Origin of the sequence: Corallococcus sp. AB045 (assembly GCF_003668895.1) — a bacterium.
GTDB classification, from domain to species: Bacteria; Myxococcota; Myxococcia; order Myxococcales; family Myxococcaceae; genus Corallococcus; species Corallococcus coralloides.
Genome location: NZ_RAWN01000065.1, coordinates 1 through 15526, shown reverse-complemented (window position 1 = coordinate 15526; position 15526 = coordinate 1). Strand labels below are relative to the sequence as shown.

General features: G+C 71.6%; 8 protein-coding genes. 3 read left to right on the top strand and 5 right to left on the bottom strand.

Annotated features, from left to right (window positions below; translation table 11 throughout):
* Nucleotides 1-1068, bottom strand: coding sequence for a hypothetical protein (locus tag D7Y21_RS17560; protein ID WP_199735436.1), 1068 nt, complete (start codon nt 1066-1068; stop codon nt 1-3).
* A gap of 242 nt (nt 1069-1310) precedes the next feature.
* Here D7Y21_RS17560 and D7Y21_RS17555 point away from each other — a divergent pair, with 242 nt between their 5' ends.
* Nucleotides 1311-1685: a DUF962 domain-containing protein gene (locus D7Y21_RS17555; protein ID WP_120567482.1), complete on the top strand. Its 375-nt coding sequence runs from the start codon at nt 1311-1313 to the stop codon at nt 1683-1685.
* A gap of 21 nt (nt 1686-1706) precedes the next feature.
* Here D7Y21_RS17555 and D7Y21_RS17550 read toward each other — a convergent pair whose 3' ends face one another.
* A complete protein-coding gene (locus D7Y21_RS17550; protein ID WP_121714534.1) occupies nt 1707-2570 on the bottom strand; it encodes a pirin family protein in 864 nt (287 codons plus the stop codon).
* An 18-nt stretch (nt 2571-2588) separates the two neighbouring features.
* Nucleotides 2589-3677, bottom strand: a complete 1089-nt coding sequence (locus D7Y21_RS17545; protein ID WP_121714532.1) for an alkene reductase — start codon at nt 3675-3677, stop codon at nt 2589-2591.
* A 97-nt stretch (nt 3678-3774) separates the two neighbouring features.
* Between D7Y21_RS17545 and D7Y21_RS17540 the strand changes: the two genes are divergently transcribed.
* Together D7Y21_RS17540 and D7Y21_RS17535 are read left to right on the top strand one after the other, a co-directional pair.
* On the top strand, nt 3775-4698 hold the full coding sequence (locus D7Y21_RS17540; RefSeq protein ID WP_233612159.1) for an AraC family transcriptional regulator: 924 nt from the start codon (nt 3775-3777) through the stop codon (nt 4696-4698).
* Between the two features lie 313 nt (nt 4699-5011).
* On the top strand, nt 5012-5536 hold the full coding sequence (locus D7Y21_RS17535; RefSeq protein WP_121714530.1) for a hypothetical protein: 525 nt from the start codon (nt 5012-5014) through the stop codon (nt 5534-5536).
* Between the two features lie 6 nt (nt 5537-5542).
* On the opposite strand, the gene D7Y21_RS17530 is transcribed toward D7Y21_RS17535, so the two are convergent.
* Nucleotides 5543-14299, bottom strand: a complete 8757-nt coding sequence (locus D7Y21_RS17530; RefSeq protein WP_121714528.1) for a non-ribosomal peptide synthetase — start codon at nt 14297-14299, stop codon at nt 5543-5545.
* 61 nt (nt 14300-14360) lie between these two features.
* Nucleotides 14361-15485 (bottom strand): inosamine-phosphate amidinotransferase 1, encoded by a 1125-nt coding sequence (locus D7Y21_RS17525; protein ID WP_199735435.1) that lies wholly within the window; start codon nt 15483-15485, stop codon nt 14361-14363.
* Nucleotides 15486-15526: the final 41 nt, after the last annotated feature.

Sequence of the window (15526 nt, the reverse complement as noted above, 5' to 3'; positions counted from 1 at the left end):
TCAGGTGCGCTTCGCGTCAGCGGGGGCGTTGGGGTGGCGCGCGAGCATCATGCGCAGCTGGGGCTGACGGCGGACCAGCTCCTGCTTGAGCAGGTGCGCGATGAGCGCGGGCGGCGCGGCGCTCCAGCGCGCGATGTTCTGCACCAGCATGGGCGAACGGTAGGTGCGCCCGCACAGGAGCGACGTCGTCTTGCCGTCCACCGGCATGCCCACGAGCGCGCCCAGGGCTCGGCCTTCCGTGTTGAGGATGAGCTCCACCTTCTCCTCGGAGGGCCCGGTGGAGAAGCGCTGGCGCAACAGCTCTCGCGCGGTGCGGCGGGTCTGCTCCGGCACGTCCCGGTCCACCGTGAGCTTGTGGTGCTCCATCAGCCGGCGCATCGCCCACAGGCGGCGGAAGAGGGCGGCCGGCAGCTGCGGGTTGCGCACGAGGAAGCGGCGCACGCCTGTGTCGGACGCGAAGGCGGCTCGGGCCACCAGCGCCTCCAGGCCCACGGGGTTGCGGTGGTGCCTCGCGATGAGCCGTGCGTGCGCGAGGCCCACTCGCGAGTTCTCCAGCACGGCCTTGATGACGGCGGGCACCGGGTCGAAGCACAGCGCGGACAGCTCCGGGTCCTCCGCCCCATGCGCGAGCGCCACCCGCTGGTCCTCCGGTAGCGCGTGCAGCCGCGTCTCGAAGAGCTTGCGGTAGTCGCCCTGCACCGTCTCCGGCACGTCGTCCACGGGGCCGGCTTCGTCGTCGGCGCTGTCTCCCGCTTCCGCCTCCGGCAGCGGTTCCGTGTCGCTCGCGTCGAGCGCCGGCGCGGGATGATCCGTCAACGGGGCCGGAGCTTCCGGCGGCCGCACCGTGTTCACGGGACTCGCGGCCTCCGTGCCCGGCAGCAGCGCTCCCTGGGACACCAGCCTCGTGAGGATGTCTCGCAGCTTGTCTGGCGGGAACCCCGTCAGCGCGGGCAGGTCCTTCTCGCGCGTGTGGCCGTCCAGCCGCGACAGCACGAAGCCCTCCTCCGCGTTCAGCGGGAGCCGCCGCAGGTCCACCGTGGGGTTCAGCTTGGGCGTCCAGTCACTCATGCGCGCCCCCGAGTCTTTCACGACACGCGCGGTTCGCGCTTCCTTCCGTCTGGGCCGTCCGTACCGGATTGTTCCCGGTCCGTCCGAAAACGACAGGCCGCGTCGAGGACCGCCTGGCTGCCCTCCTGCCCTCGGTCCCGGTCCGGGTTGCGGCCCTGGCGGAGCCGACCGGTGTCGGTGCAGGCACGAAGGAGGCCCTCATGGGTTGACGAGAGGCGGGCAGCTGGACACAACTTCACTTCATGTCCGACCGCATCCAGACCTATGCCGAGTTCTGGCCGTTCTACCTGCGCGAGCATTCGCATGCGTCGACACGCTGGCTGCACCTCGCCGGCACCAGCCTGGGCGTGGGTCTGGGTATCACCGCCGCCGTCACCGGACGCGGCGCGCTGATTCCCGCCGCCCTGGTGTGCGCCTACGGCTTCGCGTGGGCCAGCCACTTCAAGATCGAGCACAACCGCCCCGCGACCTTCAAGTACCCGCTCTGGTCGTTCATCTCCGACTTCCGCATGGCCGGGCTGATGCTGATGGGCCAGCTGGGCCCGCACCTGGAGCGCGCGAACTCCGGCGCGCCGGCCGGCGCCACCCTGGCGCCGGCCCCCGTCGAGAGCCGCTGACGCTCGCGGCTCCGCGGTCCGCTACCTCGGCGGTGGCGGACCGAAGCGGCCCGCGCGGTACCCCTCGAAGGACCTCAGGATGTCCTCCTGGGTGTCCCCGATGAACGGCCCGTGGCTCACCAGCGGCTCGCGCTGCGGTTGACCCGCGTACAGCAGCACCCGCGCCCGCGTCGTCCCGGTGACGCGGACCGTGCTGTCGCCTCCCGACACCGGCCGGTCCAGCCAGCCCACCTGCCCGGGCTTCAGCGACCGGCGGTCCGGCCCCACCGCGACCTCTCCCTCCAGCACGTAGAAGAAGCCGTTGTACGAAGCGGGCAGTTCCTGCGCGATGGACGCGCCCGGCTCCAGCTGGAGCTCCGCCAGCGTGACGGGCACGTAGTTCTTCGTCGCCGACCGCACCGTCCCCGACGTGCCGCTGTACAGCCGCACCTCCACGCCCGGCTCGCGCCGCACCGGCAGCTCCGCGTACGGCAGGTCCTGGTAGCCCGCGGGCACCCAGCGCTGGGCCTTTGGCAACGTGAGCCAGAGCTGGAGGATGCGCGCCTGGCCCAGGTCGCCCTCCAGTCCCTCGCCGTGGATGACGCCGCTGCCCGCCGTCATCCACTGCACGTCGCCTTCACCCAGGCTGCCGCTGTCGTGGGTCATCCCGCCCTTCACCACGAGGGTCACCGTCTCGAAGCCCGCGTGCGGATGCGGCCCGCCGATGGGCTTGCCGTCGATGCGGTCGTCCATCAACAAGATGAACGGATCCGACCGCGCGTAGTCCTCCGGTGAGATGACCGGCACCACCGTGTGCGCGGGCCCGAACTGCCCCTGCGTGGGCTCCGGCAGGTCGATGATCCGCTCCAGCCTTCGCTCCAGGACGTCCATTCGCTGCGTGCTCATGATGGTTCCCTTCCGGGCTCAGGTGAGCGCCGGGTAGCTGGTGAAGCCCTGCTCCTCGCCCTGGAAGAAGGTCGACGCGTCCGGCGTGTTGAGCGGGGCGGACCGGCGGAAGCGCTCCGGCAGGTCCGGGTTGGCGAGGAACGGCACGCCGTACGCCACGAGGTCCGCCTCGCCGCGCTCGATGACTGCTTCACCGGCCTGCGCGTCGTAGCCCCCATTGGCGATGAGGACGCCCGGGAAGGCCTTGCGGAGCGCCGGAGTGATGCGCTGCTCGGGCGCCGGAGCGGCGGGGCCCGTGACGAGCTCCGTCACGTGCAGGTAGCCCAGGCCCAGCTTGCCCAGCTCCCGCGCGATGTACGTGAACGTCTCCGCGGGCGTGGAGTCGTGCATGCCCGTGTACGGGAAGTTCTGCGGAAAGAGCCGGTAGCCCACGCGGTCCGCGCCGAACACCTCCGCCACCGCCCGCGCCGCCTCCAGCGGGAGGCGCGCCCGGTTCTCGATGCTGCCGCCGTACGCGTCCGTGCGCTGGTTGGAGCCGTCCCGCAGGAACTGGTCCAACAGGTAGCCGTTGCTGCCATGCAGCTCCGCGCCGTCGAAGCCGGCCTCCTTCGCGTTGCGAGCGGCCTGGCGGAACTGCTCGACGATGCCGGGGAGCTCATGCGTCTCCAGGGCCCGGGGCGTCCCCGCGCGCTTCTTGCCCTGGAACGTGAAGACCTCCTGCTCCACCGCGATGGCGGAGGGGGCCACCGGCAGCTCGCCGCCATGGAAGTCCGGGTGCGAGACGCGCCCCACGTGCCACAGCTGCGCGAAGATGAGGCCGCCCGCCGCGTGGACCGCGTCCGTCACCTTGCGCCAGCCCGCCACCTGCTCCGGCGAGTGGATGCCCGGCGTGCGGATGCCCCCGACGCCCTGGGGACTGACCTGGGTGCCCTCCGAGACGATGAGGCCCGCGGACGCCCGCTGCACGTAATAGGTCACCGCCAGGGGGTTGGGGACGTTGCCGTCCACCAGCGCCCGGCTGCGGGTCATGGGGGCCATCACCAGCCGGTTCTTCAGTTCGAGCCGGCCCAGACGCAAGGGGGAGAGCAGCTTCAGTGTATTTGCCATGGCCGTTGAATGCTCCAGGCGCTATGGACGTTCCATGGCATCCAGTCCAAATAAATTGACCGATCGTCCAGGAGTGCTGGAGGGACAGGGTGCGGATGTGCTGGCGGACGTCCTGGACACCCTGCGCCTGTCCACCCGGATGCACGGCCGTTTCGAGCTGTTCGCGCCGTGGGGGCTCCAGTTCGGGACGTCCCCGGGCGCGCACATCATCCTCGTCGCGCGTGGCGGGGCCCGGCTGGAGGTGGAGGGCGTTCCAGGCGCCCTGGAGCTGTCCGCGGGGGACCTGGCGGTGCTGCCGCATGGCGGAGGCCACACGCTGCGCGACGCGGAGGACAGCCCCGTTCATGTCCTTGCTCCGGGAGCCTGCGCGAGCGCCCGGGGAAAGGGTTCCATCCGGCTGGGCGGCGACGGAGAGCGGACGACGCTGGTCGCGGCGTCGTTCCAGTTGGGCGTCGCGCCGCGCACGCTCCTCTTCAAGGAGCTGCCTCGTGTCATCCACCTGGCCGCGGACGACGCGGCGACGGCACCTTCACTGGCGTCCACGGTGCAGTTGCTGCTGACGGAGAGCGCGTCGTCGCACCCGGGCGCCACCGTCATCATGAGCCGGCTCGCGGACATCCTGCTGGTGCAGGCCCTGCGGGCCCACATCATGAAGTCGGAGGAGTCGTGCCGGGAGAGCGGGCTGCGGGCGCTGGCGGATCCGCAGATTGGCAAGGCGCTCGCGCTCATCCACGAGCGCCCCGAGGAGCCCTGGACGGTGGAGAGCCTCGCGTCCTCCGTGGCCCTGTCGCGGTCCGGCTTCGCCGCGCGCTTCAGCGAGCTCGTGGGAGAGCCGCCGCTGGAGTACCTGGTCGGGTGGCGGATGATCAAGGCCGCCCAGCTCCTGCGCGAAAGCGAGCTGCCCCTGAGCGAGGTCGCTCCGGCCATCGGCTACCAGAGCGAGGCGTCCTTCAACCGGGCCTTCAAGCGTTGGGACGGGACCGCTCCCGGCGCGTACCGCCGCAGCCACCGCCGGGCGTGAGTAGGCAGTTGGAGGTCCGTTGGAGACGCGACGCCTCAACCTGACCGACTGTCGGACAGGTTTTGAGGCAGCCGTGCCCGGGTGGGCTCCTGGCTGTTGAGTTCGTTGTTGCGCGCAATCTGGATGACCGTGCGGTGGCGCGGCGGCGAACACCGGGGGCATCCGCGCGCTCGCGGTGATGAATCCCCCGTGGCCCCCGCATGCACCCGCGGGTCCACAGCCGGGGTGCGTCGTCCATCGTGTGCGGGCCTCCTGGGCTTCGCTCGCGGGGGGCTGTTGGAATTAGAATCGAGGCGGCGCGTGCCCCTCTCCCATGACGACCTCTCCCAAGCAGCGCGGTGATGCCGCGTCCTTCGCTTCCTATTTCGCCCACCGCGCCATCGCCGAGCGCGGCTTCGTGTGGGGCGCCCCCGACGGAGCCCAGGCCCTGGCGGACGCCGCGGACGTGGTGGTGCACCGGTGGGACGCGCGCGGGCTGAAGCTGGCGTGCATGGTGGACCGTGAGGAGACCCCGGAGCGGCGCTTCTCCCTGACGCGCGAGCAGGTGACGGCGCTGGTCCTTCGCTGCCTCGATGCCGGCGCGGCGCGCTCCCCGGCGCGGCGTGCGTCCATCGAGGTGTTCGAGCTGGGACGGCCGCCCATGTCCGAGGACCGGGCGCGGCTGGGAGCGCTGCGCAGGGCCTCGGGCGCGGAGGGTGTCGACATCACGCCGTGGATCCTCGACCCGTCCACCGGGGACCTCTGGTCCGGTGCTCCGCTGGGCGGCTTCTTCGTCGGACGGCGCTTCTTCCAGGAGGTGATGCGCGGCTACGTCGCCGCGCATCGGCCTCCCGCGTAGGGCGCGTCAGGCGGGGGCGGGCCGGCCCCGGTCTCGGCTGGAGAAGCGCCACGTGTCGGGGAAGCCCCGCTCCGCGAGGAGCGCCTGGCACCTGGACAACCGCGCCTCCACGTCCGGCGTGCGCGGGTCGAAGAGGAGCCCCGCCACCGTTCCGCTGTGCGCCACCTGGAGCCCCACCGCGCCGGAGGACTCCATCACCTCCAGCAGCATTTCGAAGTGGGGCTTGGGCAGGAAGCGCTGGTTGATGCGGGCGCTGGCCGTGGCCACCTCTCCCAGCAGCCGGTAGTCCCGCGTCGCGAGCGCCTGCTCCAGCGACGCTCTCAGGCGCTGGAACGTCTCGATCTCCTCGCTGTCGTAGCGGGCGGGCGCGTGGGCCAGGGTGTCCACGCCCTTGCCGCCCGCGTCCAGGTTGATGCTCACCACCCGCAGGTCGAGCACCTCGCCGCTGAAGCGGTGGAGCACGACGCCCTCGCGATGTCCGAAGAGCAGGGCGCTGTTGCCGAAGATGGTGGAGTCCGACGCCGTCTCCGCCTTCACCGCCAGCCGCGCGGTGTCCTCCGGCGTCAGCGGCCGGTCCAGCGCCGCGGACACGGCGCGGATGGTGGCCACCACGTCGCTCGTGGATGAGCCCAGCCCCCAGCCCACCGGGATGTTGCTGTGCACCACCAGGTGCGCGCCGCGCGGCTCCACGCCCGCCCACTCCAGGGTGAGCGCGGCGGCCCGGCCCGCCTTGGTCTTCCACGCGGGCTCCACGGTGAGCCCCGCGCCGGACGTGAGCTGGAAGCGCGCCTCCGAGCGCAGCATGCCGCACGGCAGCGACAGCAGGCCCCGGTGCAGGCGCCCGTCCGCGTCGCGGAACACGCCCTGGAGCAGCTCCCCGTGGTGGCCCACGGCCTCGCCCTGGCCCACGAGGGAGGGCGCCCCGGCTGCTTCCGCCACGGGCACGGCCGTGAGGGGGACCGCCGGGGAAGTCGCCGCGTCCGGAGCGGCGGCCCGGGTGGCCAGGGCGTCGCCGACGAGCTTCTCCAGGCCGTGGATGGTGCGGTGCTTGAGCAGTTGCCGCAGGCCCAGCGTCACGCCGAACTGGTCGGTCAGGCGCGCCAGCAGCTGGAGGGCGCGCATGGAGTGCCCTCCCAGCTCGAAGAAGTCCGCGTGGATGCCCACGCTGGTCAGGCCCAGCACCTCCTTCCAGAGGGCCGCCAGCCGCTCCTGGAGCGGCGTCTGGGGCGCGACCGGCGGCGCGGCGGGCCCTTCGTCGCCAAAGGCCGGGGGCAGGGCCCGCTCATCCACCTTGCCGCTGAGATGGCGGCGCAGGCGCGAGACGAACTGGTAGCGCTCCGGCAGCATGTAGTCCGGCAGCGTCCTCGCGAGGAAGTCCTGGAGCCGGGCGCCGTCCACGTGGTGCCACGGGGAGGCCTCGCCTTGCGCGTGGGGGTGCTCCATCCACACGCTCGGGTCGTGGTACTCGCCGAAGCCCTGCTCCACGTCCACCGTCACCGGCTGCATGGTGCCCGGGAGCGTGTACTCGCCGGACGCGGTGAGCCGCTGGCCGCTCCACCGCTCCCACGAGGCCAGGTCCGCGCGGATGTACTGTGAGCGCGGCTCCACGTGGAGCATCCGCCCGCCCACGCGCTCGTGGATGCGCAGCCACGGGTCCTGGAGCTGTCCGTCCTCGCGGCGCGCGTGGCACCACTGTTCGAAGGACAGGTCCGGGCGCGACGCCTTGCCCGTGGGCCGCACCGGGACGACCACCCGGCCCAGCCCGTGCGCGCGCGCCAGCGCCTTGAAGCCCCGCAGGATGAGCGTGGCGAGCCCCCGGCCCAGGGCGTCCTCGGCCACCACGCCGGTGAGGATCATCAGCGTGTCGGCGGGGACGCCTCGCGCCGCGTCCTCGAAGCCCTGCCGCAGCCCCGCGTCCCAACCCGCGGGCAGGCCCTCGCGCGTGCCGTCCCAACGGATGGGCAGCGCGTTGCCGGCGGCCACCACCGCGTCGTCCTCGTCGACGAGCGCGAACTGGTGCGCGGCGAACTCCTCCGCGAGCCTCGGCCAGAACTCGCGCAGGACGGTGTCCCCCGCGAAGAAGTCCGGCCACGCGCCCACGTGCAGGTCGTCCATGGCCCGCTTCAGCTCCGGGCGCTGGGCGAGCGTGAACATCCGGTAGCGCAGGCCCTCTCCCTGGAGCGTGCTCGCGGCCTCGTGCAGCTCCACGGTGGCCACCAGACCGTCGCCGCCGCCCGGCTTCTTCGCGTGCCGCACGATGCAGCCGGCCACGGCCGGGTGCGCGGCGAGCCGGGATTCAATCTCCTCCAGCTCCACGCGGTTGCCGCGGACCTTCACCTGCTTGTCCACGCGGCCGATGAACTCGACGTCGCCCGCCTCGGTGTACCGGCCCAGGTCTCCGGTGCGGTACATCCGCGTGCCCGGCTCCGGGTGGAAGGGGTCTGGCAGGAAGGCGCGAGCGGTGCGCGCCGGGTCGCCCAGGTAGCCTCGCGCGAGCCCTGGCGTGCTCACGTACAACTCGCCCGTGACGCCGAAGGGCACGGGGCGCAGCGCTTCATCCAACAGGTAGAGGCGCGTGTTGGCGATGGGCCGGCCCAGCGGAACGATGTCGCCCTCCACCGGCCGCGCGCAGTCGAAGCGGCTGGCGTCCACAGTGACCTCCGTGGGGCCGTAGTGGTTCGCCAGACGTGCGGGGAACGTCGCGAGGAACGCGTCGCGCAGCTCGCGCGGCAGGTACGCGCCGCCGGAGAGGATCCGCCGCAGCGACGGCAGCTCCGGGATGCGCCCGGCACGCCGCGCGTCCACCAGCTCCCCCAGCATCAGGGGCACGCACTGGAACAGGGTGATGGATTCGCGGCGCACGACCTCTGCCAGGTACTGGGGCGAGCGGGCCGCGGCGTGCGGCGGAATCACCACCCGCGCGCCCACGGTCAGCGGCCAGTAGAGGTCCAGCACGAACGGGTCGAACGTGAACGAGGTGAGCAGCAGCACCGCGTCGCTCGCGTCCAGCGCGTAGTCCCGCTGGGTGGAGGCGACGACGTTGGCGATGCCCCGGTGCTCGATTTCAATGCCCTTCGGCACGCCCGTGGTGCCCGACGTGAACAGCACGTAGGCCAGCGCGCGCCCACCCAGCGAACCCGCCGGAGCGGTGGGGGGCCGGGACGCGACGCCAGCGCGCTCCGCGTCCATGGAGAGCACCGTCAGCCCCGGGCGCTGGAGGCTTTCAACCGGCTGCCCCAGGGTGATGAGCAGCCGGGCTCCTGCCGCGTCCAGCACCTGGGCCTGACGCTCCTCCGGATGCTCCGGGCTGACGGGCACGTACGCGGCTCCCGCCTTGAGCACGGCCAGCAGCGCGAGCACCAGCTCCGGTGACGGCTCCAGTCGCACGCCGACCCGGTCCTCCGGGCCCACGCCGTGCGCCCGCAGGTGGTGGGCCCAGCGGTTGGCCTCCTGGTCCAGTTGCCGGTACGTGAGGTGTCCGCCCTCCCAGGACAGCGCCACCGCGTCCGGCGTGCGCTCCACCTGTGCTTCCACCATGCGGTGCACGCCGGTGTCCGCGTCGAAGGGCAGCGCGGTGTCGTTGAACGCGTGCAGCAGCCGCTGCTCCGACGTCGTGGACAACATCCGGTAGTCCGCGAGCGCGCGGGTGGGGTCCGCCACCAGCTGTTCGACGAGCGAGAGGTACTGCTCCAGCATCCGCTCCGCGGTCGCGGCCTTGAACAGGTCGGTGTTGTAGTTGAGCCGGACGATGACGCCGCTGGCGACGTGGTCCACGATGTACGTGAGGTCGAACTTGGACGTCTCGCTCTCGGCGACCTCGATGCCGCGCAGGAACTCCAGCTGGAGCCCGTCGAAGCGGACCTCGTCGGCGAGCCGCAGCTTGTTGTTCTGCAGCCCGTACATCACGGAGAAGAGGCGGTTGCGGGACAGGTCCGCGTCCGGGTTCAGCTCCTGGATGGCCAGCACGCTGGGGTAGACGTGGTGGTCATAGGCCTCCGCCGCCGTCTGACGCGTGTCCTCCAGCAGCTGCTGGAAGGTCATGCCGGACCGCACGGTGCAGCGCATGGGCAGCGCGGTGGCGAAGAGCCCCAGGAGCGGCGCCACGCGCTCGTCGTCGCGGTTGGCGATGGGCGTGCCCACCACGAAGTCCCGCTGTCCGCTCAGCCGGTGCAGCTGCGCGTGCAGCGCGGAGAGGAAGACGATGTTGAGCGTGGTGTGGTGCCGGCGGGCGAAGGCGTCGATGGCGGCGCTGCGCTCCCTGGGGATGACGCGGTGGACCTCCGCGCCGTTGAACGTCTGGAAGGCGGGGCGCGGGAAGTCGAGCGGCAGCTCCAGGGGCGGCGGGAGCGTGGCGAACTTCTGGAGCCAGTAGCGGCGCTGGGGCTCCAGTCCGCCGGAGGCGACGGCGTCGTGGATCCACGTGGCGTAGTCCACGTAGCCCAGCCGCAGCTCCGGCAGGCGAGGGGCTCGCGCCGCGCGGAAGGCGTTGTAGAGCTCACTCAGCTCCCGCGCCAGGTTCATGGTGGAGGTCTCGTCCCAGATGATGTGGTGAACGAGGAAGAGGACGAGGAAGCGGTCGCCGGAGAAGTGCGCGAGCTTCACGTGGAACATGGGGCCGTTCTCGAAGTCGAGCGACTGCCCGCTGTGGTGCCGCGCCAGCCTCTGCACCTCCGCGTGGAAGTCCGCGTCCGGGACGTCGCGCCGGTCCAGGTACAGCGACTCGCGGGTGACGGCCACGTGCGGGCGGACGCGCTGCACGGGCTGCCCGTCCACGTAACCGAAGTGCAGCCGGAAGATGTCGTGGCGGTCCACCAGCGTCTGCCAGGCGCGGGTGAAGGCGTCCAGGTCCAGGGCGCCGGTGAGCACCAGGTCGCCGATGCACACGTTGTAGAACGGGCTGTCCGGCTCCAGCTCGTGCATGTACCACTCGGGGAACTGGTACGTGGCCAGCGGGTAGTGCGCCTGGGGCTCCAGCCTGCGCAGGGGCGGCAGCGCCACCGCCGGCGCGGCACCGTCCGCGGGGACGCTCTGCAAGGCCTCGATGCGCTGCGCGATGCGCGCCACCGTCTGGCCTTCGAAGAGGTCGCGCACGGACAGCTCCACGCCGGTGAGGGCGCGCAGCTTCGCGTTGGACTGGATGGCCACCAGCGAGTGCCCGCCGAGCGCGAAGAAGTTGTCCTCCGCGCCCACGCGGGGCAGGCCCAGCAGGTCCGCCCAGACGTCCGCGATCCGCTGCTCCAGCGGCGTGCGGGGCGCCACGTACGCGGTGAGCGAACCCTGGTCGCCCTCTCCCGGCGCGGGGAGCGCGTTGCGGTCCACCTTGCCGTTGGGCAACAGCGGCAGCGCGTCCATCAGCACGAAGGCGGACGGCACCATGTAGTCCGCGAGCCGGCTGGACAGGTGCTCCGCGAGCGCGGCCGGGGTGACGGCTTCCGCCTCCTTGACGGCGGCGTAGGCCACCAGCCGCTTCGCGTGGCCCTTGTCCCCGCGCGCGACGACGACCGAGTCCCGCAGGGCCGGGTGCTGGGCGAGCGCGGCCTCCACTTCGCCAATCTCGATGCGGAAGCCGCGGATCTTCACCTGGTGGTCGATGCGGCCCAGCACCTCGATGCTGCCGTCCTCCAGGAAGCGCACCAGGTCACCGGTGCGGTACAGCCGCTGGCCGGGCTCCGTGGCGAACGGGTCCGGCACGAAGGACCGGGCCGTCTTGAAGGGGTCCCCCAGGTAGCCGCGCCCCACGCCAACGCCGCCGATGTACATCTCCCCCGCGACGCCGATGGGCACCGGCTGGAGGAAGGTGTCCAGGATGTACGCCTGGAGGTTGGGCAGCGTGCCGTTGATGGGCAGGCTGGCCCAGTGCATGGAGGGCGCGGAGCGCATGGGGTAGTGCGCGCTGTCGTCGGAGACCTCCGTGGCGCCGTAGGCGTTCACCATGGGCACGCCCGGCCACAGCTTGAACCAGCGCGCGCACAGCTCCGGCAAGAGCGGCTCACCGTTCACGATGAACCAGCGCATCCCAGACAGGTCGTAGCGGCCGGGGTTCGCTTCCAGCTCCTCCAGCATGATGCGCATGTGCGTGGGCACCGTCTCCAGGACGGTGACCCGTTCGTCCCGCATCTTCGCCAGCAGTTGGACGGGCTCCCACGCGGACTCGTCCTTGAAGATGGCCGTGCGCGCGCCCACGAGCAGCGCGCAGACGAACTGCCACACCGACACGTCGAAGCTGGGCGTGGCGATTTCGGCCACCACGTCCCGGGCGGTGATGCCCAGGGTGTGCTGCTTCGCCCACAGGTGGTTGAGCATGCCGACGTGTTCAATCATCACGCCCTTGGGCAGGCCGGTGGAGCCCGACGTGAAGATGACGTACGCGAGCGCCTCCGGCGGCACGTGCACGTCCGGGCGCGTCCAGGGCGCTTCCTGCTCCAGCAGCTCCGTCACCCGCGCGACGGGGCGGCCGGAGGCGATGTCCCGGGCGTCCGCGAGGTGGCGCTCCTCCGTGAGCAGCATCACGCACTGGCTCTGCTCCACGACGGAGCGCAGCCGGTGCCGGGGCAGGGCCGGGTCGATGGGCACGTACGCCCCGCCCGCCTTCCACACGGCGAGCATGGCGATGAGGAACTCCAGCTCCCGGTCCAGGAAGAGCGCGACGATGCGGTCCGTGGAGACGCCCGCGGCGAGCAGGTGGTGCGCCAGCCGGTTGGCCCGCGCGTCCAACTCCCGGTACGTGAGGGAGCGGCCTTCACATGTGGCCGCGATGGCGTCCGGTGTGCGGTCCACCTGGGCCTCGAACACTTCGTGGAAGCACTCGTCGCGCCGCCAGGGCACGTCCGTGCGGTTCCAGTCCAGCAGCTGCCGCTGGTGCTCCGCGGGCGTGAGCAGCGGCAGCCGGGAGAGGCGCAGGCGCGGGTCGCGCGCGGCGCCCTCCAGCAGGGTCTGGTAGTGGCCCGCCAGCCGCTGGACGGTGGCCGCGTCGAAGAGGTCGGTGTTGTATTCGAACCAGGCGACCAGGCCGTCCTTGTCCTCGGTGAGGCTCAGGGTGAGGTCGAACTGCGCGGAGCCGGTCTCCACGTCCACCGGCGTCAGCGTCATGCCGTCCAGCTCCAGGCGGGGCGGGGGCATGTTCTGCAGCGCGAACATGACCTGGAAGAGGGGCGGGCGGCTCAGGTCGCGCGGCAGTTGCAGCGCCTCCACCAGCTTCTCGAAGGGGACGTCCTGGTGGGCGTAGGCGCCCAGCGTCGTCTGCCGCACGCGGCCCAGCAGCTCCACGAAGCGCGGGTCGCCGGAGAGGTCCGTGCGCAGCGCCAGCGTGTTGACGAAGAAGCCGATGAGCCCCTCGGTCTCCACGTGGCCGCGGTTGGCGATGGCGCTGCCGATGACGACGTCCTCCGTGCGCGCGTAGCGGCCCAGGAGCACGTTGAAGCCCGCCAGCAGCGTCATGAAGAGGGTCACGTCCTGGCGGCGCGACAGCTGCTGGAGCGCGTCCGTCAGCGCCCGGCCCAGCTTCCAGGCGTGGCGCGCGCCGCGGTAGCGCTGCGCGGCCGGGCGGGGCCGGTCCGTGGGCAGCTCCAGCGAGGGCGGCGCTCCCGCCAGCTGCTGCTTCCAGTACGCCAGCTGCGCGTCCAGCCGCGCGCCGCGCATCCACTGGCGCTGCCACACGGAGAAGTCCCCGTACTGCACGGCCAGGGGCGGAAGCGCTGCGGCCTGCCCGGAGGTGAAGGCGCCGTAGAAGGCGGCCAGCTCGCGCACGAAGACGCTGATGGACCAGCCGTCGGAGATGATGTGGTGCATCGTGACGAGCAGCACGTGCTCCATGCCGCCCAGGTCCAGCAGGCGCGCGCGCAGGAGCGGACCCGTGGCCAGGTCGAAGGGCCTGCGCGCCTCCTCCTCCACGCGCTGGCGCACGGCGTCCTCGCTGGCGCCGGACAGGGCCTCCACGTGCACCGGCACCTCCACCGTGGGGTGCACGCGCTGCACGGGCTGGCCGTCCACCAGCGCGAAGGTGGTGCGCAGCGTTTCGTGGCGCTGCACGAGCGCCTGGAGGCTCTTCGCCATGGCCTGGACGTCCAGCGGGCCCAGCAGCCGCACCGCGCCCGCGACGTTGTAGGCGGTAAGGCCGGGCTCCAACTGGTCGAGGAACCACAGCCGCTGCTGGGCGAAGGACAGCGGCAGGGGCGCATCACGCGGCGCGGGGACCAGCGGCGGCAGGGCTTCCCCCGAAGCCTCGGCACGCGCGCTGTCCACGCGGGCGGCGAGCCCCGCCACCGTGGCCGACTCGAAGAGGATGCGCAGCGGCAGTTCCGTGCCCAGCGCGGAGTTGAGGCGCGACATCACCTGGGTGGCCAGCAGCGAGTGGCCACCCAGCTCGAAGAAGTTGTCGTGCCGTCCCACGCGCGGCACGCGCAGCAGGCTCGCCCAGGTGCCGGCGATGAGCTCCTCCGTCGCGCCCTGGGGTGGCAGGAAGGCCTGCGCCGCCTGGGGGCGCAGGGGCGCGGGCAGCGCGCGCAGGTCCACCTTTCCGTTGATGGTGAGGGGCAGCGACTCCAGCAGCATCCACGCCTGGGGGATGAGTGACTCCGGCAGCCGTTCCTTGAGGAAGCCGCGCAGTTCCTCGACGGTGGGCGCCGTCTGGCCCTGGCGCGGGACGACGTAGGCCACCAGCTCCCGGGAGGGCGCGGTGGGGGCGTCCTCCCGCGCCAGGTTTCGGGCCGGCGGTTCACGCTGTTCGGAAGGGGATTCGGAGAGCCGGTGGGGCGTGGACGACATGTTGGAGCGGTCCTCGGGAGGGTTGTCGAAGGAGAGGGGATGCGACGCGTGCAGCCCGGGCTCAGAAGTAGGACTGGAGGACGCCACGGCGGCGCACGTCGAGCGTGGCGCAGTGGAACGAGCCTCCCAGCCGGTAGAAGTTGGTGAAGTTGCAGGTGATGGGCTTGAAGCCCCAGTCCTTGAACGCGCGGATCAGCGTGTGCTCGTTCTTGTCCACGACGAGGCGCTGCTCATCGAGCATGAGGATGTTCATGCTCAGCCACTTGCCGCTGAAGTAGAGGATGAGGTCGTCCGACGCGCAGGGCGGCGGCGCGCGGAGGATGTCCCACGACTTGAACATCCGCGGCAGTTCGTCCACGCGCTCCGGATTCACCAGCAGCTTGCCGGGGGCCAGCGGCATGAACGTCGTGTCGATGTGCATGGGCTTGGTGTCCCGGCACTTCAGCTCGTGGAGGCGGTACTCGCTGCCCAGGTGCCGCCGAAGCCACTCCACGCCGAACGCGTTCGTCACGTGGCTGCGGATGTAGAAGAGGTCCCGGCCGCAGCGCACGAAGTCCGCCGCGTCGAAGAGCGGCTCGAACTCCGTGAGGGCGTAGCGCATGGGCTCGTCGTCACCCGGCACCTCCCAGGTGTCGTCGAACGACTCGTCCGTCAGCTGCGGCTTGGGCGCGGAGGTCCACCGCGCGCCCGCGTGGAAGTACTCTTTCAATAGCTTCCGGTACGGATGTACTTCGAAATAGCGGGAGCGCCACGGCATGGGCGTCTCGATGAGGTGGTCGCCCACGACGAGCAGCAGGTCGCGGGGCATGGCCGTGTAGAGGCCGCCCGGCGAGTGCCAGTCCGGCGTGGAGAAGGGCTTTGTGTGCGAGACGCGCTCGGGGCGGCGGACGCGGATGCCCTCGGCCTCCAGGATGTGCGCGAACTCGTCCAGGTCGCGGTTGGCCGCGTCCACCATGTCCTGGGGGAAGGGCTTGCCGCCGTGCTCCTGGAAGAAGCCCCAGTGCTTGCGGGGCATGGTCGACTTGAGGGTCACGTGCCACGAGGGCACCGTGGCGCCGTCCGCGACGCCGACGATGACCTCCTCGAGCGGATCCCATTCGGTGTGCGAGGAGACCACCGGAAGTGACTGGGGCTGCGGGGCCAGCGACGGATGCTGAGGAGCCAGTTGGAGGTTGGTGCGTTGCATGGCGTGTCTACTCCGCGAGGGGGTGAGGGTCAGGGCAGGGG

Bases quoted from the DNA above. Each gene is read 5' to 3' on its own strand.
- D7Y21_RS17560 (WP_199735436.1), bottom strand. From the start codon at position 1,068: ATGAGTGACTGGACGCCCAAGCTGAACCCCACGGTGGACCTGCGGCGG.
- D7Y21_RS17555 (WP_120567482.1), top strand. From the start codon at position 1,311: ATGTCCGACCGCATCCAGACCTATGCCGAGTTCTGGCCGTTCTACCTG.
- D7Y21_RS17550 (WP_121714534.1), bottom strand. From the start codon at position 2,570: ATGAGCACGCAGCGAATGGACGTCCTGGAGCGAAGGCTGGAGCGGATC.
- D7Y21_RS17545 (WP_121714532.1), bottom strand. From the start codon at position 3,677: ATGGCAAATACACTGAAGCTGCTCTCCCCCTTGCGTCTGGGCCGGCTC.
- D7Y21_RS17535 (WP_121714530.1), top strand. From the start codon at position 5,012: ATGACGACCTCTCCCAAGCAGCGCGGTGATGCCGCGTCCTTCGCTTCC.
- D7Y21_RS17530 (WP_121714528.1), bottom strand. From the start codon at position 14,299: ATGTCGTCCACGCCCCACCGGCTCTCCGAATCCCCTTCCGAACAGCGT.
- D7Y21_RS17525 (WP_199735435.1), bottom strand. From the start codon at position 15,485: ATGCAACGCACCAACCTCCAACTGGCTCCTCAGCATCCGTCGCTGGCC.